Annotated in this window: 17 protein-coding genes; 9 read left to right on the top strand and 8 right to left on the bottom strand. The window is 34.5% G+C overall.

Annotated features, from left to right (window positions below):
- Positions 1 to 29: 29 nt before the first annotated feature.
- From H5T44_00315 to H5T44_00300, 4 genes are read right to left on the bottom strand one after another with little or no spacing between them, the layout of a single operon-like run.
- Positions 30 to 533, bottom strand: a complete 504-nt coding sequence (locus H5T44_00315; protein ID MBC7080688.1) for a DUF367 family protein — start codon at positions 531 to 533, stop codon at positions 30 to 32.
- On the bottom strand, positions 523 to 1602 hold the full coding sequence (locus tag H5T44_00310) for a DNA topoisomerase IV subunit A (GenBank protein MBC7080687.1): 1080 nt from the start codon (positions 1600 to 1602) through the stop codon (positions 523 to 525). The genes H5T44_00315 and H5T44_00310 overlap by 11 nt, the downstream gene beginning before the upstream one ends.
- Positions 1599 to 3452, bottom strand: coding sequence for a DNA topoisomerase VI subunit B (locus H5T44_00305; protein ID MBC7080686.1), 1854 nt, complete (start codon positions 3450 to 3452; stop codon positions 1599 to 1601). The genes H5T44_00310 and H5T44_00305 overlap by 4 nt, the downstream gene beginning before the upstream one ends.
- Complete coding sequence (locus tag H5T44_00300) at positions 3449 to 4651, bottom strand: MFS transporter (protein MBC7080685.1); 1203 nt, start codon at positions 4649 to 4651, stop codon at positions 3449 to 3451. Before H5T44_00300 ends, H5T44_00305 begins: the two co-directional genes overlap by 4 nt.
- Positions 4652 to 4752: 101 nt before the next feature.
- Here H5T44_00300 and H5T44_00295 point away from each other — a divergent pair, with 101 nt between their 5' ends.
- Genes H5T44_00295 through glmM form a run of 3 tightly spaced genes read left to right on the top strand, consistent with a single transcriptional unit; the run spans position 4753 to position 7619 of the window.
- Entirely contained in the window at positions 4753 to 5118 is a 366-nt protein-coding gene (locus tag H5T44_00295) for a hypothetical protein (protein MBC7080684.1), read from the top strand.
- 24 nt (positions 5119 to 5142) lie between these two features.
- Complete coding sequence (locus H5T44_00290) at positions 5143 to 6279, top strand: DUF1015 domain-containing protein (GenBank protein ID MBC7080683.1); 1137 nt, start codon at positions 5143 to 5145, stop codon at positions 6277 to 6279.
- A gap of 23 nt (positions 6280 to 6302) precedes the next feature.
- A complete protein-coding gene (glmM, locus tag H5T44_00285; protein ID MBC7080682.1) occupies positions 6303 to 7619 on the top strand; it encodes a phosphoglucosamine mutase in 1317 nt (438 codons plus the stop codon).
- Here glmM and H5T44_00280 read toward each other — a convergent pair whose 3' ends face one another.
- Together H5T44_00280 and H5T44_00275 are read right to left on the bottom strand one after the other, a co-directional pair.
- On the bottom strand, positions 7620 to 8321 hold the full coding sequence (locus H5T44_00280) for an RNA methyltransferase (GenBank protein ID MBC7080681.1): 702 nt from the start codon (positions 8319 to 8321) through the stop codon (positions 7620 to 7622).
- The gene (locus tag H5T44_00275) at positions 8322 to 10466 is read right to left on the bottom strand and encodes a hypothetical protein (GenBank protein ID MBC7080680.1); all 2145 of its coding nucleotides are present in this window, start codon (positions 10464 to 10466) and stop codon (positions 8322 to 8324) included.
- A 225-nt stretch (positions 10467 to 10691) separates the two neighbouring features.
- Between H5T44_00275 and H5T44_00270 the strand changes: the two genes are divergently transcribed.
- The 5 genes from H5T44_00270 (at position 10692) to H5T44_00250 (ending at position 16670) form a co-directional block, all read left to right on the top strand.
- Positions 10692 to 11657: a hypothetical protein gene (locus H5T44_00270; protein MBC7080679.1), complete on the top strand. Its 966-nt coding sequence runs from the start codon at positions 10692 to 10694 to the stop codon at positions 11655 to 11657.
- 57 nt (positions 11658 to 11714) lie between these two features.
- Positions 11715 to 13184, top strand: coding sequence for a hypothetical protein (locus tag H5T44_00265; GenBank protein MBC7080678.1), 1470 nt, complete (start codon positions 11715 to 11717; stop codon positions 13182 to 13184).
- A 983-nt stretch (positions 13185 to 14167) separates the two neighbouring features.
- Positions 14168 to 14818 (top strand): DNA repair and recombination protein RadB, encoded by a 651-nt coding sequence (gene radB / locus H5T44_00260; protein MBC7080677.1) that lies wholly within the window; start codon positions 14168 to 14170, stop codon positions 14816 to 14818.
- Between the two features lie 33 nt (positions 14819 to 14851).
- Positions 14852 to 15451 carry a hypothetical protein gene (locus H5T44_00255; protein ID MBC7080676.1) on the top strand — a complete coding sequence of 200 codons (600 nt, stop codon included), beginning with the start codon at positions 14852 to 14854 and terminating at the stop codon, positions 15449 to 15451.
- A complete protein-coding gene (locus H5T44_00250) occupies positions 15444 to 16670 on the top strand; it encodes a tripartite tricarboxylate transporter permease (protein ID MBC7080675.1) in 1227 nt (408 codons plus the stop codon). The genes H5T44_00255 and H5T44_00250 overlap by 8 nt, the downstream gene beginning before the upstream one ends.
- Here the strand turns inward: H5T44_00250 and H5T44_00245 are convergent.
- Together H5T44_00245 and H5T44_00240 are read right to left on the bottom strand one after the other, a co-directional pair.
- Positions 16659 to 17120, bottom strand: a complete 462-nt coding sequence (locus tag H5T44_00245; GenBank protein ID MBC7080674.1) for a DUF2240 family protein — start codon at positions 17118 to 17120, stop codon at positions 16659 to 16661. The two genes, H5T44_00250 and H5T44_00245, sit on opposite strands and share 12 nt — an antisense overlap.
- A complete protein-coding gene (locus tag H5T44_00240; protein MBC7080673.1) occupies positions 17120 to 17584 on the bottom strand; it encodes a hypothetical protein in 465 nt (154 codons plus the stop codon). Before H5T44_00240 ends, H5T44_00245 begins: the two co-directional genes overlap by 1 nt.
- Before the next feature lie 70 nt (positions 17585 to 17654).
- Here H5T44_00240 and hypF point away from each other — a divergent pair, with 70 nt between their 5' ends.
- Complete coding sequence (gene hypF, locus H5T44_00235) at positions 17655 to 19868, top strand: carbamoyltransferase HypF (GenBank protein ID MBC7080672.1); 2214 nt, start codon at positions 17655 to 17657, stop codon at positions 19866 to 19868.
- The last annotated feature ends 33 nt before the right edge of the window (positions 19869 to 19901 follow it).

Raw genomic sequence — 19901 nt, 5'->3', positions numbered from 1 at the left:
CCAATTTCCGCCAGCGCCATAAAGAAGGTCTAGATATATCTGTTCATCATCTCAATGACTTCCTTGCTATTGCTCGCCTTTCTATAATCCTCGAGAGGCATTCTGTTTAATTCAAGGAAATTTAATCCCCATTTAAATTTACTGAGTAAAATTTTTGAATGCTCTTCTTCTCCAAAAATAAAAAGAACTGCAGATAAAGCTTCTACTGTGCTCAGCATGCATACCTTTCCATAATTTACAGGATTTACCGCTATGAGGTATGGTAATGCTCTTCTTTCGCTGTGCTTTATCCTGGAAAAAAATAGCTCCGCATTTTTCCATGAGCAATCAATTGCAACTATATTTTTAAATTTTGAATCTTCTTTTGATAGAGATTTTTCTGAGAAAGGATCAAGTAAAATCGCATTTCCAGGCAAATTCCTTAAGTTTTTAACAATTTTTACCAGACCAAATCTCGCCAGTTTTTTTGCGGTGCATTTCTTTGGGTCATCATCATTTGAATGATAAACATATAAGTTATAATTATACTTCATATCCCATCCCAGCCATTTTTTCTGGCAAATATACATCAGTTACATAATCAAGCCCATATTTTGCCAGAGCCTGCTGTTCTGACTTTTTATTTATTTCCAACTGCAATTTTATTTCCTCCCTCCAGAAATCATCCTGGAAGCGAGGATCAGTTAGCTCTGCATTAAGAGCATTTATATCTTCTTCTGTAAGTTTATCAGATGGGAGATCATAAGCAAGAATATCAGATGGGGTTACTCCTAAGAATTGTGCGGATGGAGTTGCTAAATATTCAGATATATGGGCGGTTTTTATTGCACCATATGCTATTGATGCATATATTCTATAGCTCCATGGATCTCCATCAGTAAAAACAATTACTGGCAAATTCAATTCTTCATTCATCCTCTTTATTAGCCTTCTTGTGCTTCTTGCGGGCTGACCTTTCAAATGAATTAAAATACTATTGCTTCTCTCATCAAACCCATTTTCAATAAGTCGATCAAACATACCTCCTGTCTCAATTGCTATTATCTTGTTTGCTCCAGTTTCAATAAATTTTATTTTATCCTTCTCCACATTATATGGAATTGAGTAGCCACTATCACCCACATCATCCTGGCAATGAATTCTTTTTCTCTCTCCCTTTCTTGTAACTTCTTCTATTACAATATCTCCAATTATGCTCGCCCCATCCTCTTCAGGACGAAGCTTAAAGTCTTCCCTTAAAGCGCTCGCTAATATTTCAAGGTCTTCAGCTAGCTTATCAGACTCATCCTGACTCTCAAACTTTGCTTCACCCCACCCCTCAGAGATGTAATACATTTCCCTCAGAGTTGAGCTTTTTCTCTGCTCAATCATCTGATTTATGAATTCTATTGTATATAGCATCCTCAGCAAAGAAACCGCCCCCGCCAGCGAAACCGCGGAGCGCAAACTTTTTTCATTTCCATATCTCCATACCCTATATTTTTCATCAAATATTATATTTGATTTTATTCTTGCTGGCAACTCAACAGATGGAATTTTTGTATTTATCATATCATTGTATATTTTTTCAACAATTTTTTTAAGATTTTCCTGCGCATTCATTCTTCACCCTCCCATTTTTCTGCTCCTATCACATTTATAGGATCTATTTTTCCAACATATATATTATTTTCAAATTCATCTCCTCTAAGAGCAAGGGATAGCTCTACTTTTTCGGTGGGTTTTATATCCTTTATCTCCCATTTTACTACCCTATCCCTTATTTCAACAGGTGGAGGAGAAACGCTTATTATTCTTTCTTTAGGAGCCTCCAAATAAATTGTGAAGCTGTATGGTTTATTCTTGTAATTTGTTATATAAACTCTGCTCTCCACATTTCCATTTTTTGTTATTACTTCATCTTCAATCCATATAATATTCATTATTTTTGTTATTATTTTACTGACGTCAGGAATGCTTTTGCTGAGCATATTAGCCGACTTTTTTGCAATTTCAGGGAGTACTTTAGCTACAAGAATGAATTTATCCTTAGCTCTTTTCTTCTTTTCTTTTTTTGAAAGATGAATTTTCATTTTCCTAGCACACTCCTGGAGGGATAATTTTATTTCTTTCTCTATTTCATCAATATTCGCTATCGCTTCTTTTGCCTCAGAAGTAAATGGGACATTTACAGAAGCTACATGAACAAGAATTATGGCTGGCCCGTACGGCAGGCCTTTTCCTCCTTTTTGCTCCAGCCCGTACCTGCGCCAGTCTATGTTTTTTATTGCCTCAGTTATAACACATCCACCTTCCTGATAGAGCAATGGAACTCTATTTGCAAACCTTAAAATTTCCACTCTTTCTTCAGCGGGTAAGTTTCCTCCATAAACTATTCCTGTTTCAACCATGAATGGGGTGCCAGAAAATACACTCGGGCTTCTTGTATTAACCGCTATAAATTCTGGAGAAAGCATTTGAGTTTCCTTTCTCAGCCCTTTCCTTATTAACTCTTCTCCTATTGGAGAGAGGCAGTTTGTTGGAGGGGGGAGAAATTTTGTTTGCCTGAATGCTTCTATAAGATTCTTGGCTTCTTCAAGAGTTATTTCATTTGGCCTTGCATCTTCGCTTATTCCCGCTTTTGATAAAATTTCCTTTGCCTTCTGCATACTCACTGATGAAAATTCATTTGCAAGAAAAGTGCTTATCTTCCTTGCGTTTGTCTCTTTCAACATCCTGAGAAGCATGCCTATCTCTATTCCGTGAGGATGTGGATTTATTTCTTTTGGTAGAGGTGGCATTTCATTTGTCGCTCTTTCAAAAACTATTTTATTTCCATCTGGCTCAATTAAGGTTATAAAGGCATGGGGATCAACAATTGCAGTGCTCCTCAGATATTCATAAACACTTTGTTTTCTATTTTTTATATATTTACCTCTGACAAAAACCTCAATTCTAGTACCGCTTTTCTTCTCCCAGTGAATCATCTCCTCCTTTACTACATTAGGTAGATTTCTTTTGGTATCGATAAAAACCTCTAGTTTATGGGCTGGGAAACCTTCTCCTATTTTAGAGGTGACAACTGCTGGCTTTCCAGTAGTGAGTTGAGAATAAAGAACCACCGCAGATATCCCTATTCCTTGTTGTCCTCTTGCTTGCCTTAGAGTATGAAAGCGTGAGCCATATAGCAAGCGAGCAAAAACATTCGGAATCTGGCTTCTAACTATGCCAGGCCCGTTATCCTCAACAACTATTCTATATTCATCCTCTTTTATTTCCTTTATCTCTACTAATATATCCGGCAATATTCCTCCCTCTTCGCAGGCATCCAGAGCATTATCAACCGCTTCCTTTACACATGTTATTAAAGCTCTGGTAAGATTATCAAAACCAAGTATCTGTTTATTCCTTTCAAAGAATTCCGCAACAGATATTTCCTTCTGCTTTTTTGCAAGCTCTTCCGCTATACTCATCTATGTAAATAATAGGTTTGTAATTTAGCTTTTTCTATTTGTGCAAGAAAGAAAATCATAGCAAAAATCTGGATTAAAACAATTACAATTATAAGAGCATTTACAGAATATTCATAAAGGAAGCCCGCCAGAGAAGCGCCGAGGAAGAAAGCAACCCCATATGAAAAATTGAATATTCCATATGCAGTTCCTCTTTGATTTGCAAGCGTTATATCAGATATTCCAGCCCTCATTATTGTTTCGTGTGCTCCCATTACAATTCCCCATAAAATTACTCCTATTACTATTAAAAGTTTAAAATTTGAAAAAATTAGGATGGATGAAAATAAGGTTAGGAAAGGAATAACAAGAAGTAATCTCAGCCCACTGCCTTTTTTATTCATCCTATCATATGTTTTTCCTATAAAAATTGCTGCAATCCCATCCACCGCCATCGCGAAAGCATACATTAATGGAATTTGATAATCCTGGAAGATGTTTTTTGCTTTAAAGTGATAGCCGGATATTGCAAAACTTATAAAGCCAAAAGTTGTGATGAATGTAAAAATTGTATATAGCAGGAAAATTCTTGGAAGCCCTTTTTTAGCCACATACTTTTCTTCCTCTTTTTCTATTTTTCCTGAAAAAAAGTAGGCAAAAAATAGCGCAAAAATAAGAAAGATGAAAGGAATCCACATAAATGCAAATGTTATTTTATAATCTCCAACCGAAGCTTCCCTGTTGAGCAAAGTAAAAGTAAAGATTAATGGTCCAATAACTCCTCCTATCTGATCAAGTAATTCATGCAACCCGAATGCGAAGCCGGAGCCAACTCTTTTTGTTAAATGAGAAATAATTGTATCTCTTGCTGGGCTTCTTAATGCTTTTCCAATTCTCTCCATTATTATAAAAAATCCCGCTATTTGCCACATGTTTGCTATTGATAGCAAAGGAATGAAGGCAATCATGCTATAGCCAATAAAGGTAAAAAACCAGTATGCCCCTGTTTTATCAGAAAAATAACCCGAAAATAAGCGAAATAAATAACCCATAAATTCCCCGAAACCCGCAATAAATCCAACTATCAAAGCGTTTGCTCCCAATATTTTTAGATAAGGGCCAGTGACCCCTCTTGTTCCTTCATATATAATATCCCCGAATAAACTGACTATCCCAAAAATTATTATCAGTTTTATTGCTAAAGATTTTTTTGAATCCATAGTTTATATATCTTTCTGGATAAATATTTTTTGAATAATTTTAGGAGAACTCTCCAGCAATTTTAACCAATAAATATTTAAATAGAAACAAAATTAAATTTATGCCTGAATTCAAACTGGAAGAAAACTTTTTGAAGCATGAGGAAAAGAAAAGAATGGAAGAAGAGTTTTTTAAAGGATACGAAGATATTGCTGTAGAAAAAGAATGGGAGAAAACCGCTAAAGAGAGTATTGAAGAAATTGAGAGAATGATTGATGAAGGAATTGAAAGAAAGAAAAAAGTTAAAGAAGAGAAGAAATTTGAGGAAGAAATAAAAAAAGAAATTGTGTATTCAACTAAGAATGGCTATATACTCAAAGTAACTAAAGATGATAAGATCGATTACTATCTTATTACAAAAGTTGAGAATATAGAAGAAGCGATAGACAAAATTTCTTTCTATAAGCCAATTATAGAAGAAAAATAAAAAAATGGGTGTGCAATTACATGCATGGTTGATATAAGAGAATTCGAGGGTTTAAGAATAACCTATCCAGAAGAATTTTGTACAAAGCCATATGATGTTATAAGTGAAAAGGAGGCAATTGAACTGAGGAAGAATCCAAGAAGCGCAATTCATATAATACTGCCTACTGGAAAGGGAGAGGAGAAATATGAAAATGCAAGAAAGGCATATGAAAATTTTAGAAAGGATATGCTAAAAGATCCTCCATCCATCTATTTATATCAAGAAAAAAGCAAGGAATTTTCCCAGAGGGGCTTTATTATTTGTGCCTCCCTGCTTGACTATGAAAATGGGAAAATAAAGAAGCACGAGGAAACAAGGGAAGAGCCTTTAAAAGATAGAATGAAGATCATTGAGAAGCTGAAAGTGCAAACAGGACTTGTATGGACTGTTTTTAAGAAAAATAAAGAGTTGAAAAAAATGATGGATAAAATAATGAAAGAGAATCCTCTCACCTCTTTTGAAAAATATGGTTATGAACAAAGGCTATGGGGGGTGGAGGAGGTGGAAGAAATAAAAGAATTGTTTTTGCCCCTCGATCTTTACATAGCGGATGGCCATCATAGAATGGCTGCCAGCTGGTATTATTTTAAAAAATATGGAGGGGAAAAGGCAAGATATGCAATGGTATTTTCAGCAAATGATGATGAAGTAAGAATTTTGCCGTATAATAGGGTAATAAGGAAGGCAAAAAAAGATTTTCTTGAGGAAATTAAAAAAGATTTTGAAATAGAGGAAATGGATAAAATCGAGGAGCCAAAAAAACATGAAATACAAATTTACTGGAATAAAAAATGGTGGAAAATTATCCCAAAAGAAATTCCAGATGATGTTGTGGCTTCGCTGGATGTAAGTATATTGCATGATAAAATTATCACTCCTGTATTTGGTATAAAAGATGTGAGAAAGGATCCAAATATATTCTTTGTTGGGGGTAAGATGAGTAGGGAAGAATATGAAAAGCTTGTAGATGAGGAAGGAAATGATTTAGTTTTTTACCTTCATCCAACAAGCATTTATGAAGTAGAGGTGGTTGCGGATGCGGGAAAAATTATGCCTCCAAAATCGACATGGTTTGATCCAAAATTGCTTACCGGCCTGGTTTTCTATGAATTAGTTTAATATATTATTTGGTATTTATGAACATGCCATTATTTGGGACAAATGGAATTAGAGGGGTGGCAAATGAAGAAATTACCCCCGAATTTGCGGTTAAAATAGCAAAAGCAATTGGAAGCTATTTTGAAGGAGATATTGCGATTGCAATGGACACAAGAATATCAAGCGAGATGATAAAGAATTCAGTAATTTCTGGCTTGGTAAGCGTTGGTTGCAATGTATATGATGCAAATATAGCCCCCACGCCCGCTTTGCAATATTATTTGAAGAATAGCGATTTCGATGCAGGCGTAATCATAACCGCTTCCCATAATCCACCCCAGTATAATGGAATAAAAGTAGTTGATAACAGAGGGGAAGAATTGCAGAGAGAAGTTGAGGAAGAGATAGAAAAAATATCCCACTCAGAAAAGTTCAGAAAAAAACCTTGGAACGAAATTGGTAGCATCTATAATTTAGACATAATAGACTTTTATATTGAAGGTGTGCTCAAGAATGCGGAGGCGGAGGAAACAAAGCTAAAAGTGGTTATTGATTGCGGAAACGGGGCGGGTTGTCTGGCTATGCCCTATATTGTGGCGAGTGTTGCGGATGCAATTACTCTAAATAGCGAGCCGAGGGGTTTGCCTGTGAGAAATTATGAACCAGTTAAGGAGAACGTGAGCGATTTAATTAGAGCGGTTAAGGCGGTTGATGCGGATTTAGGGATAGCTTATGACGGGGATGCAGATAGGGCAATATTTATAGCGGAGAATGGAGAATATATTGGCGGGGATTATTCCCTTGCAATTTTTGCTGGATATAAACTTGAAAAAAAGAAGGGGAAAATTGTTGTTCCTGTATCTACATCAAGATGTGTTGAGGAATATGTAAAGATGAAGGGAGGAAGTGTTTTTTACACAAAAGTAGGGGCAAGAAATGTTGCAAAAAAGATGAAAGAAATAAATGCAATTTTTGGAGGAGAAGAAAATGGTGGAATGATATTTCCGGAGCATCAATATTGCAGGGATGGTGGCATGGCCAGCGTTTTCATGATTAAATTAATGGCTGAAAAAGGCGAAAAATTATCAGATATGGTTAAAAATTTGCCAAAATATTTTATAGTGAAGGAAAAAGTAGAATGCAGGGAAAAAGAAAAAGTGATAGAGAAAATTAAGGAAAATGTAAGTGGAAATGTGGATTTTACTGATGGAATTAAAATAATTGGCAAAGATTACTCGATTTTAATACGCCCCTCTGGAACAGAGCCAATAATAAGAATATATGTTGAGAGCAAAAGCGAGGAAGAAGCAAAAAGAATTGCTGAAGAATATAAAAAGAGCATAAAGGAGTTATCAAAATAATTATTTTTTTACCGCATTTATTGCTTTCTTAAGCACACCCATTAGAGTATGATATTCCCACTTTGATAGCATTGCTCTTCCCATTATTCTTCTGAACATAATTTCTGTATTCTCTTTTTTATGCTCTGGATAATCCACTTCTTCCAATAAAATTCTGAAAAATTCATACAGCTTTTCCTTTTCCTTTCCATCCGCCAAAATTCTTTTTCTCTGCTTTCTTTTATGAATGAAAAGTTCATATAGCAATATACTGACTGCATGAGAAAGATTAAGAGATGGATATTCTTTGCTCGTTGGAATTTTAACTATCAAATCGCATTTTTTTAACTCCTCATTTAACAGACCATAATCTTCTCTGCCAAAAACAATTCCAACATTGCCTTCTATCTTATAAATTTCTTTTGCAAATTCTCTTGAATCAATTGCTTTCCTGAGATGGTGTTTTTCGTGTTTGCTTTCTTTTGATGTTGTTCCAACTACATAATCCATCTCTTTTATAGCATCTTCAAATCTTCCAGAAATTTTTGCATTATCAATTATTTCCTGAGCGTGCATTGCATATTTTCTGCAATCATCGCTATCTATATCAAATGAAGGAGAAACAACAATTAGTTTTTTAAATCCAAAATTTTTCATTATTCTTGCAATTGCTCCTAAGTTGCCCGCATATTTTGGCTCAACAACTATTATAAAGCAATCCATTTACAGGCTAATCATATAAACCATCAATGGCTCTGTTTCTTCAGATAAACCCGCTTTATTGTATGCAACAACATGCAAATATGCATATCCAATCCAACCACGCCATATCCATTCATATGGATAAACTGGATCTATGCTCTGCAAATATCCATTTACATAAAATGATACATTTGCAATTGATGAATGAGTATCTATAGCAATTGCTCTTACAACTATTCTTCCAATTATAACAGTATTGCCTGTTGCTAGAGGCCATATTGCTCTATCAAATAAGTAGAGATAGCCAGGCATTGGTCTTTCAAGAGTTACAAATGGCTTGGACTTATCTATCTTTATATAGACACTTTTTATATTTTCAATGTTTCCTTTGTTATCCGCACTATAAAACTCCAATAGGTGATCTCCTTCTTCACTTATAGTAAATGTTCCATTATAGTTTATCCAGCTCTCTCCATCTATTCTATATTTGATATAGGCAATTGCATCTCCATCTGGATCAGTTGCATTTAACGTTACATTTACATTCCTTAGATACCATCCGTTTTCTCCATCTGGAGTAGATGGATCCAGAATGCAGGATGTGATTGGTGGGCTATTCGGGCCTGTTATTGTAAAGTTATATATGCTACTCTGTGCCCAGTTGCATGCCTTATCATGAGCAACTATTCTGAATTGATATGTTCCTATAGTTATGTATGATTGATTTAAATAATATGTCTGACAGCCAATATAATTCATCGAAAAATTACATTCTCCCAAGCCACACGGATAAATTATAACCACATAGACTTTATCCACGCCCGCCCCCACATCTGCAACATTGCATGAAATATTTACATATCCACCACTAACCTGCGTTTGCGGATTTATTGAAACACCAGATATTGAAGGGGGCACATTATCAACTGTAAAGGTAACATTGTGGATTGTCTCTTCATTTCCAATTATATCATCACTGTAAAATTCAACATAATTTGTTCCAGCAGTGACAAGAGTAAAGTTGCCAGAATACAGATAAAAGTTACTCCCATTACCCACCCCGCTTCCAGGCGCAGGGTTCCAGCTCCCGTTCCATATGCGATAATAAGTGGAATTCACACCAGATACTGCATCTGTTGCTGTTAGATTTATTGGGGAGGATGGTGAAACATAGCCTCCGGATGGATTAATTGTTGTGGTTGGAGAATGAGTATCTATGCCTATTCCCGCATCTGCTGCTGGAGGAATGGTCTCGATGTTATTTGCATTATCTTTTGCTATACTATAAAATTGATAATAGCCATCTCCATTTGGAGCGTTAAAATTCCATTGCCAGGGTGGAGAGTTATCTGTTGAAAAAACATTCCATGTTCCCCAGCTTGCATTATTTGCGCTATACCTATAATACAGGGTAACTTCTTTAACTCCAGATAGGGCATCATTTGCGGTTGCTGTGATTACTACCGGAAGTGTTGAATACCAGTATGCCATTGAGTTGACGCTTGAAGAAGGAAGTGAAGCATCATAGCCTGCGATTGCCTCCGCATTTGTTTTGCTTTCAGTATTTCCGGAAGTATCGTTTGCTATTGAGTAAAATTCATAATATCCCTCTCCATCTGGAAAATTGAAATTCCACTGCCAGGGTGGGGAATTATCTTTTTCAAAGAAAGTCCATGCTCCCCATGAAGAATTATCTGTTGAGTACCTATACCATAAGGAAACATTTGAGATAGCATAATTATCTGTTGCAGACGCATTTATTAGCACGGAAGAATTCCTCCAGTAAGGAGATATTACCGCTACACTTGAAGAAGGAGATGTTGTATCCTGCAATGTAAAAGTATAAGATGAAGACTCAGCCCAATCAACTCCATCATAAGCTTTAACTATATATGTGTAGGTGCCAAGCGGAGCTGGATAAGCATATGTTGAGTTATAATACCAGGTTGTTGGAGGAATATTTGTCATTGAATAATTTCCTTTTAATGTTGAATTTGGATAATATATTTCAACATATGCAGAAATTGCTCCTGTTATATCAGCGGTGATATTATTATATCCTGGAACTTCTACTGGATCAGGAGAATCACTTACAGAATTTATCACTGGTTGGGCAATTACAATAGGCAAAATTATAGCTCCAATAATAAATATAAATTTTTTCATAAAGTTAAATTAAAATCGATTATTAAAGGTTTTTGGAAACATTGCTTTGTTGTATAATTAAGCAATTTTGAGTCTTTCATTTAATCTATGTTTTTTACTCCGCGTGTTTTCATGTTCCAATCCAAAGAGTAAATAGGTTTAGGCTATTTTAATATTTATGCAACAAAGCATATTAACCGATAGCTTTATATATAAAAAAAAAAAATTTACATATTGGTGAGAAAAATGAAAGGGAAAATAGTGTTGGTGGGATTAGTAATTCTTATAACAACAATTTCAACAATAAAAGGAGAAAATCTATCAACTTCAGATGTTGAACCAGGAGACAATATATTTGCAGATATAGCACAAAGTCAACCAATCCCTCCTTCATATGGTGCATCAGAAGGCTTCGTACTTGCAGCTATAGAAGAAGGAGATATAGAAGAAGAAACTCACCCAATCCCTCCTCCATATGTTGAACCAGGAGACATTGTATTTGCAGATGAAATGCCTATGAAACCTATCATAACCGGTTGGGACCATGCTGCTTTATACAAGGGAGCAGGATATGTAATAGAAGCAGACCCTCATATGGAAAAATGGACGGAAGAAGAGAGAATAAGCTATCCATTCAATGCTGCATCACTACACAACAAATCATATTCAGGCAATGAAGATTATGGAAGAGTTGAAATAGATAACATGACAGAAATATTTAATAGCAAGGCTGTTGCCTACAAAAGAGTAAAAGGCGCTTCTCCAACTTTAAAAAAGGCAGCTGCTGACTTTGGAGTTCTTAGAGCATCTCGTATATGGGGAAATGAATCAAATAAACCCAGACCTTTTGATTATCTCTCTTGCTGGGTTTACCGTACAAAACAAGTAGATGATCCAGACCCAAATTCTCTTGGGTTTGGGTACTATTGCTCTGAATTAGTATGGGCAGCATGGATGTGGGCAACGGACAACAGAATAGATCTTGATCCAACTCCTGGCGCAGTTTGGCCAACTGATATCTATATCTCACCCTATGTAGAGGATTGCTCGCCAGGTGATAATAACTCATCCTATGTAGAGAACTGCCTGCCAACTGATATCTGTAACTCATCCTGTGCAGTGAATTCCTCTTATACCTATAACTCATCCTTTGCAGAGAATTGCTCTTCAACTGATAGCTATAATTCATCCTTTGCAGAGAATTGCTCTTGATACAATTTCTCTTTTTGTTTTAGGTAATTTTATATATAAAAAATGATTAAAGACAATATGAAAAAAATATTTGGAATCTCTGCTTTAATTCTATTTTTAATAACTATTTCTATAAACTCTTTTAATTCAGCAAAAAAAGAAAATAATGAAGAATGGAATAAAGAATTTGGAGCAACAACTTCTACTTTTAAGGATGGAATTGTAACAGATGATGGAATAGTTCTGCTGGGGGGAATATGGAAAATAGAGGAAGAAGCATGGAAGGTATGGGTTGTTAAAATAGATAAAGAAGGAAATGAAATATGGAATAAAACTTTTAGAAGAAATTTGCGAGTGGAGGAAATTGGAGAAAGCATTGCTGAAACTGAAGATGGATTTGTTATTGGAGGATATAGTGGAGATGATTACTGGATAATTAAAATAGATAAAGAAGGAAATGAAATATGGAATAAAACATATGTAAGACCAACTGAGGATTATGGAGAAAAAATTATAGCAACAAAAGATGGAGGATATGCGATGGTTGGAAATGCTTATAGGGATAACCCTGATATTTTAGTGATAAAAACAGATAAAAATGGGAATCTAGAATGGGAAAAAACTTTTGGTGGAGAAGGCATAGAGCATGGAAATTCAATTCTGGAAACTGAAGATGGATATCTTATTTCTGGAACAACTTCCTCTTATTCAATACAAGGAGAATCGGATTCATGGGTGATTAAAATAGATAAAAGAGGAAATGAAATATGGAATAGAACATATGGATGGGCGTTGATCGAGATTAGGACTTATATAACAGAAGGTGAAGATGGATATATAATATATGGAGGAACTGAATATGCACCTGGGGGAAGTGCATATGTTATAAAAATAGATAAGGAAGGAAATGAGATATGGAAGAAAGGATATGGAGGAGGATTTGCCGTGCTATGTGATGGTAAAAAAATCAAGGATGGATATATTTTAGCAGGTTCTACACTTCTATTTGCAGTAGGAAGAGCGGATATGTGGATTTTAAAAATAGATGAGAAAGGAAAAGAAATATGGAATAAAAGCTTTGGAACAAGATCACCCGAGGTAGCTTCTGCAATTGAAATTTTAGATGAGAATCACTATATCATAGTTGGAGATAAGGCTTATGAAACTCACACTAGTGTTGATTGGAGAGGATGGGTTGTTAAATGCGCAGATTATTCTCCTCCAAAAATAAAAATTGTTAAGCCAAAAAATTATTTTTATATATTTGGAAGAGAAATTTTTCCTACAGAAATTCCAATAATTTTAGGAGATATATCTGTAAAATGCGATGCTTTTGATCCCATGAACATAATAGATAGAGTAGAATTTTACCTTTTACTTGTAGATGTTTGGTATGAATATAAGCCTAGAAAAATAGATTATTCTCCACCATATGAATGGAGATGGAGGACTGGAATTGGATTATATGAAGTAACTGTTGGAGCTTTTTATGGAAAAGCTGGAGGAGTTGCAACTGATAAAATAATTGTATGGATATTTAATCCATAAAGGAGTAAGGCATTGTAAGCATTGTCTGAAAAGATAAAGAGTGATTAATCTATTTCTTCTCAAGGATGAAATGGCAAAAGTAAACTGAAAACTCTGAGTTTAGCAGCAAAAACAAATTAAAATGGTGGTTGTTTATTCAAAATAGTATTAACCTGCTTTGTTGCATAATTAACCAATTTTTAGTCTTTCATTTAATCTATGTTTTTATTTTTTAGATTTTCTTATGGATCTGTCCATAGCGTCCTATTAGTTATACCATACTGTATCAAGGCATTATAGAAAAGATACTTTAATTCCACCTCATGGAACATATTCTCCAGATTTACGTTTGACTCAGAGAAAATGCTTTCAGTATACCATCTCTTCCTAGTTTAAGGAACTCGCTTGCATACTTTTTCTTGGTTTTTTTATTTTTAAATGTAGGACATGCATTTCTTCTGATTTTTATTCCTGCCCTAATACAACGCTTTCAAGTTTTTGAAAATTATGGACTTTTATCCAGCCTCTGCGAACTTTCCATTTATGTCGCATCCACTCACCTTGTTCGTTACCTTTACACCACTAGAGAGAAGTGATATACAACTTCTTTTTCTTCGTATTGAGTTAAGGTCTTTCTTATTTAGAGCTTAACTCTATTTACTCTTCTGCATATCGTAGAATAGTTCAGCACACTAAAACTCACTAACTTAGATACCCCTTAAAAATCCTTCCAGAACCCAGCTAACCAAGGGTGCACCAACCTTGTTTTTGTTTAATTTTTCTAACTTGTCTCAAGAGTTAATAAAATCTAGAGAAATATACGCTTCTCCACGAGCCATAAGTTTTTCGTTATATACCCGCCAATCTCTTTTATCGACATATTTTTTACCCCATCTTTGTCTTTTCATAACCATCCCAAGATTAAATAAGTTTAGGCTATTTTAATATTTATGCAACACAGCAATTAAAGCAATAAATATTTTTAATTATAAAAGATTACAAATGTGGATAAAAAATTGAAATTGAATTGTTCTCTTGATAATCTTCTTGAAGGAGGTATAGAGCATGGTATTGTAACAGAAATATATGGTGAAGGAGGTACTGGAAAAACAAATATTTGCATCCAAGCATCAAAAAGCTGTGCCATGGAGGGGAAAAAAGTTGTTTATATAGATACGGAAGGAATATCAAGGGAAAGAATTGCACAGGTTATTAAAGAAAAAAAACTTCTTGAAAAACTTCTCTTATTTTCTCCATTTTCTCTGAAAGAGCAGGATGAAATGGTTTCAAAAGCTATAAAAATAGATTCAGGGTTAATAATTCTTGATAGCGCAAACCTCTTCTACAGGCTTGAAATGATAGAGGATGAGGCAAAAGCAACCCGTTATTTAACAAACCAATTGATAAAACTGCAGATTGAAGCAAGAAAGAGAGATATACCGGTTATAATAACAAGCCAGGTTTATTCTGTTGGTGAAGAAGTAAAGCCATTTGCGGGAAGAAGCATGGACCATATAGCAAAAACAATAATAATGCTCGAGAAAGTCGGCAACAGAGACGGGAAAGAGATAAGAAAGGCAACGATAATGAAGCACAGGAGCCTGCCGGAGGGGAAAAGCGCCACCTTCCTTATAACGCCAGATGGGATTGAATAGAAAAATTTATTTTATTTTCAAATATTTAATTTTATGAGGAAAATTTTATTGTTTTCATTTGCCATGCTAGGGATATTATGTTTATATTTCATTTCTTTTATGGATAAGCCCGCTGAAATAAACCTTGACGAATTTTATAAATATAATGGAGAAAAGGTGAGGGTGAGGGGTATTGTCAGAAATAAGATAGGTAGCTTAATAGAGATTACAAGTTATAATGCAATAGGGAAGATTTTTTATGAAAAAAATGAAGAAATTAATTATGGAGATGAGATAGAAGCAATTGGGAAAATCGGGGAATATAAAGATGAATTTGTTCTTTATGCAAGCTCTTTAAAAATTTGTAGGAAATGGTATGAAGAATCAATCTCCTTGCCCTATTTGCTGGAGAACTATGAAAAATACGTTGGATTGGATGTGAATGTTACTGGATATATCTATTCAACTTCTAAAAGCTATTTTTATCTAACAGATGAATATCTTGATTACAAAATAAAAGTATATTTTGAAAATATATCAGTGAATAAAGGAGATAAGGTTTTTGTAAAAGGATTTTTCTATTATGATTCTTATCAGGCATCATTTTTCATAAAAGTGAATAAACCATATCACGGGGTAGAAAAATATGATTGATTTTTTTCTTGCAGTTCTTTTTTCCCTAATTGGCTCTTTTATAGGCATAATAACTGGACTATTGCCAGGATTGCATACAAACAATATAGCCATCCTTATGATTTTTATCTCTTCTATTATTTCAAATGAATTTGCCATTTATTTATGCATCCTAATTATATCAGCTGCAATTGCTCACACTTTTTTAAATATTATACCATCTACTTTCATAGGAGCTCCAGATGAGGATAAAGCTTTGATTGCATTGCCCGCTCATTCAATGGTTATGGAGGGAAGGGGATATGAAGCGGTTGAAATATCCGCATATTCAAGTTTGCTATCAGTTATAATATGCATGATTCTTCTCTATCCTTTCAAATTTATCCTAACAAGTCCTCTTAATCTTTATTACACAATAGAGAAAGTTGTTCCATGGATTCTTATATGCATCTCAATATTAGTGATTTTCACAAACAAAAACTTTCTTTCCGCATTGCTGATATTTTTTATTTCCGGCTTGCTGGGGCTTGCGGTTTGGGACATGAGCTCTTCATTTCTTATAAAATCCTCGCCGATCTTCCCCGCCCTTACTGGTTTGTTCGGCTTGCCCGCATTGATTTACTCCTATAAAACAGATATCCCTGAGCAATTAGTGGAAAGCAAGAAGAGAGATTTGAGCAAAAGGGCTATTTGCGAGGGCGCAGTCGCAGGAGGAATAGTTTCGATTTTGCCAGGAATAAGCTCTGCAATTGCAACAACAATTGTAATGACAATCAAAAAAGAAAGAAGCAATGAAGAGGTTATATCTATTCTTTCTGCAACAAACACCGCAACAAGTTTCTTTGTTATAATTGCTCTTTTTATTATTTTAAAAGCAAGAAGTGGTTTTGCAATTGCAATAAAGGAATTAATTTATATTGAAAGATGGGAAGGAATTATTTTTCCATATCCTCTGAATCTTTTTATGATTGCGGTAATAATCTCCGCCATCTTTTCATATTTTGCTACAATTTATATAGGGAAAAAAATTGCAATTAACATATCCAAAATTTCTTATAAATTAATTCTGAAAATTTCCCTACTGATAATAATAGTAATGGTTATAATATCAAATGGGCCAGTGGGACTGCTGATATTATTAACTTCCTCTCTTATTGGAATATTATGCCTTGAACTAAGAGTAAGGAGAAGTGTTTGCATGGGATTTTTAATGATTCCAGTTATAATATCACTTCTTTGAAAATATCATTCTTTCTATTTCTTCTACGAAATCATCTATCTCAATTCCTCTTTTCTTTGCATATAGAAGAGCTGCTACTTCTGGATAGACTTCCATATTTTTACTCATTTCTTCTATTTCCTCCATTATCCTTTTATTCCCTATATTTAAACTTTTTTCTATTCTGCTGACAATTCTAGAAAATATATCTTTTTCATATTCACTGATTTTACTCTCATCGAATTTGAAGCCAAGAGGTATTTCTACTTCTTTATAATCAAAATTTGGTTTTATTAAATTTTCCTCTATTTTTATATAATTTTTTTCCAGCCCTTTCTCTATTATTTTCTTGCCTTCTTTTGGGGTCATCCATCCCATTTCAAATGAAAGAACATTGAAAACATCCTCTTCTCTTATTTTATCCCCCTTTTTATTGAACAAGAAAGCAAATAGTATTTTTAAATCATCCATTATTTTAACCTCCTTATAACCTCGTTCTCCTTATCAATTTTCCATATCTGAAATCTGCTATCAAAGTTTAGCTCTTTTTCAGTAACAACTCCAGCCAGTTTATATTTTTCCGCTTTCTCTATATTCTCAAAAACAAAAATCTCGTTTTCACTTATGCTCTTTATTTCTTCAAAAAATTCCTCTCTAATAGAACGAACTGTTATTCTTTCCACTCCACATACAAACAGGTCAATCACATCATCTATGCTTCTTGGAAATGTATCCGCCCATATATTTTTCCCGATTGATTTATAAAGTTTTAAATTCGGCGAGCCCTTTTCTTTACCATCCATATCGATTATATAAACCATACCATGTTTTTCTATCAAACCATCTATCAAATCAATTCTTTCCTTTTTCCTCCATATTTTATTTTCCCTCTTAATTTTCCCTCTTTTTATAGTAACAACAGGAAATTCCTCCATCAAGAATAATGTTTTTCAAATAAATAACTTTATCCCAATCAAAATTATTATATGCCATTTATTTTTTCTTGTGCTCGCCAGAATAATTGTTCAGGGGGTTGTGCAGGGCGTCGGCTTCAGGCCATTTGTTTATAGAATTGCAAAGATTTGCGGGCTTAATGGATATGTTTTAAATTTAGGGCAGGCGGGGGTTGAAATAGAAGTAGAAGGAGAAAAAGAGAAAATCGATGAATTTATTTTGCTTTTAAAGGAAAAAAAGCCTCCGATGGCGAAAATTGATTCAATTAAAATCAAATATGGTAAGGAAAAAAATTACAGAACCTTTGAAATAAAGAAAAGCAAGGGAGAAGGAAAGGGATTATCCTCACTTCCTCCAGATATTGCAATATGCGATGAATGTGTTTCAGATATAGAAAAAGATGAGAGGAGGAAAAACTATTTTTTTACAACATGTACGAATTGCGGGCCAAGATTTACAATCACAAGAAAATTACCCTATGATAGGACAAATACAACAATGGATGAATTTGAAATGTGCGAGGAATGCAGAAAAGAATATAAAAATCCTGCGGATAGAAGATTTCACGCTCAAACAAATGCGTGCAAAAAATGTGGTCCAAAAATATTTTTGAAGGGAGACAAGATTGTTGAAAAGGGAGAAAAAGCAATTTGGGTGGCTTGTAAGATGCTTTTAGATGGAAAAATAGTTGCGATAAAAGGGCTTGGAGGATATCATCTTTCATGTGTTGCAAAGGAAAATGCGGTAAAAAGATTGAGAAAATTGCTGGGAAGAGATGAAAAGCCTTTTGCGTTGATGGTAAAAGATGAGAAGATGGCAGAGGAGATATGCTATTTAAAGAAAGAAGAGAGAGAAATTTTGAAAAGTTATATCCACCCTATTTTATTGCTTGAAAAGAAAAAAGAATTGCCTTATGTTGCTCCAGGATTGCATAACTATGGAGTAATGTTACCTTATACTGGCCTTCATCATCTTTTATTCAAAAAAGTTGATCACCCTTTGATAATGACCTCTGCAAATCTTCCCGGAAAACCAATAATAAAGGATGATTGGGAAATAATGAAAATTGGAGCGGATTTCATTCTCTATTATAACAGGAAAATTTACCAGAGGAGCGATGATTCAATAGTGAAATTTATTGGTAAAAGGCCAGTTTTGATAAGGAGGAGCAGAGGATATACTCCAGTTCCAATAAATTTAAAATTTAAAGTAAAAAATATACTTGCTCTTGGGGCAGAGGAAAATGTTACCGCCTGCTTTTTAAAAGATAAATATGCTTTTCTTACCCAGCATATAGGAAATTTAACTCACTATGAAACTTTTGAATTTTTAAAAGAAACGATAGAACATTTTTCAAAAATTCTGAAATTTAAACCAGATGGAATAGCATGTGATTTACACCCAGATTTTATTACAACAAGATATGCTGAAGAGCTGGCTGAAAATATTCCTGTTTTTAAGATACAGCATCATCATGCACATACTGCAAAGGCGATGGAGGAGAATAATCTTGATGAAGCGATAGGAATAGCAATTGATGGATTTGGGTATGGCGAAGATAGAAATGCATGGGGAGGAGAGGTAATATATTCAACAATAGATGAATATAAGAGGCTGGGGCATCTCCGCTATTATCCGATGCCTGGCGGGGATTTGGCAACTAAATATCCTTTGAGAATGCTGTGTGGGATTTTAGGAGAGAAAATAAAGGATTTTGTTTATGAGAGAAAGAAATTCTTCCCTCACGGTGAAGAGGAGATAGAGATAATTTTTAGACAGAGAAAAGGCTCAATAAAGACAAGTAGTTGTGGAAGAGTTTTAGATGCGATTTCTGCATTGCTTGATGTGTGCCATGTTATGAGATATGAAGGGGAACCAGCAATGAAGCTTGAAAGCCTAGCAAGAAGAGGAAATAATGTTTTAGAGATCGAGCCGGTTATTAAAAACGGGATTATAGAAACGAAGGAAATTTTTGTAAATATTCTGGATAATATTAAAAAAAGGAAAGAGGATCTGGCTTATTCTGCGGAGCAATACTTAGCTGACTCTTTTGCATCTCTTGCAATTGAAAAAGCGGATGAAGTTGGCACAAAAAATATTGTTATTGCGGGAGGATGTGCCTATAATGAGCATATAGTTACAGAAATAGAAAAAAGAGTAATCAAGGAAGGATATAGATTCTTCATCAATACTCTTGTTCCATGTGGAGATGGGGGAATTTCATTTGGTCAGGCTGTAATTGCAAATAAGGCCCTAAAAATTTGAAAAAATTTATTACTCCCTTTTCATTTCTCAGCG

This window comes from Thermoplasmatales archaeon (assembly GCA_014361195.1).
GTDB lineage: Archaea > Thermoplasmatota > E2 > UBA202 > JdFR-43 > JACIWB01.
This window is presented reverse-complemented; position numbering and strand designations above follow the sequence as displayed.

Coding starts and splice junctions, on each gene's coding strand:
- H5T44_00290 (MBC7080683.1), top strand. CDS start 5,143: ATGGTTGATATAAGAGAATTCGAGGGTTTAAGAATAACCTATCCAGAA.
- H5T44_00295 (MBC7080684.1), top strand. CDS start 4,753: ATGCCTGAATTCAAACTGGAAGAAAACTTTTTGAAGCATGAGGAAAAG.
- H5T44_00315 (MBC7080688.1), bottom strand. CDS start 533: ATGAAGTATAATTATAACTTATATGTTTATCATTCAAATGATGATGAC.
- H5T44_00275 (MBC7080680.1), bottom strand. CDS start 10,466: ATGAAAAAATTTATATTTATTATTGGAGCTATAATTTTGCCTATTGTA.
- H5T44_00300 (MBC7080685.1), bottom strand. CDS start 4,651: ATGGATTCAAAAAAATCTTTAGCAATAAAACTGATAATAATTTTTGGG.
- H5T44_00310 (MBC7080687.1), bottom strand. CDS start 1,602: ATGAATGCGCAGGAAAATCTTAAAAAAATTGTTGAAAAAATATACAAT.
- H5T44_00255 (MBC7080676.1), top strand. CDS start 14,852: ATGAGGAAAATTTTATTGTTTTCATTTGCCATGCTAGGGATATTATGT.
- H5T44_00265 (MBC7080678.1), top strand. CDS start 11,715: ATGAAAAAAATATTTGGAATCTCTGCTTTAATTCTATTTTTAATAACT.
- H5T44_00305 (MBC7080686.1), bottom strand. CDS start 3,452: ATGAGTATAGCGGAAGAGCTTGCAAAAAAGCAGAAGGAAATATCTGTT.
- H5T44_00270 (MBC7080679.1), top strand. CDS start 10,692: ATGAAAGGGAAAATAGTGTTGGTGGGATTAGTAATTCTTATAACAACA.
- H5T44_00250 (MBC7080675.1), top strand. CDS start 15,444: ATGATTGATTTTTTTCTTGCAGTTCTTTTTTCCCTAATTGGCTCTTTT.
- glmM (MBC7080682.1), top strand. CDS start 6,303: ATGCCATTATTTGGGACAAATGGAATTAGAGGGGTGGCAAATGAAGAA.
- H5T44_00245 (MBC7080674.1), bottom strand. CDS start 17,120: ATGGATGATTTAAAAATACTATTTGCTTTCTTGTTCAATAAAAAGGGG.
- H5T44_00240 (MBC7080673.1), bottom strand. CDS start 17,584: ATGGAGGAATTTCCTGTTGTTACTATAAAAAGAGGGAAAATTAAGAGG.
- H5T44_00280 (MBC7080681.1), bottom strand. CDS start 8,321: ATGGATTGCTTTATAATAGTTGTTGAGCCAAAATATGCGGGCAACTTA.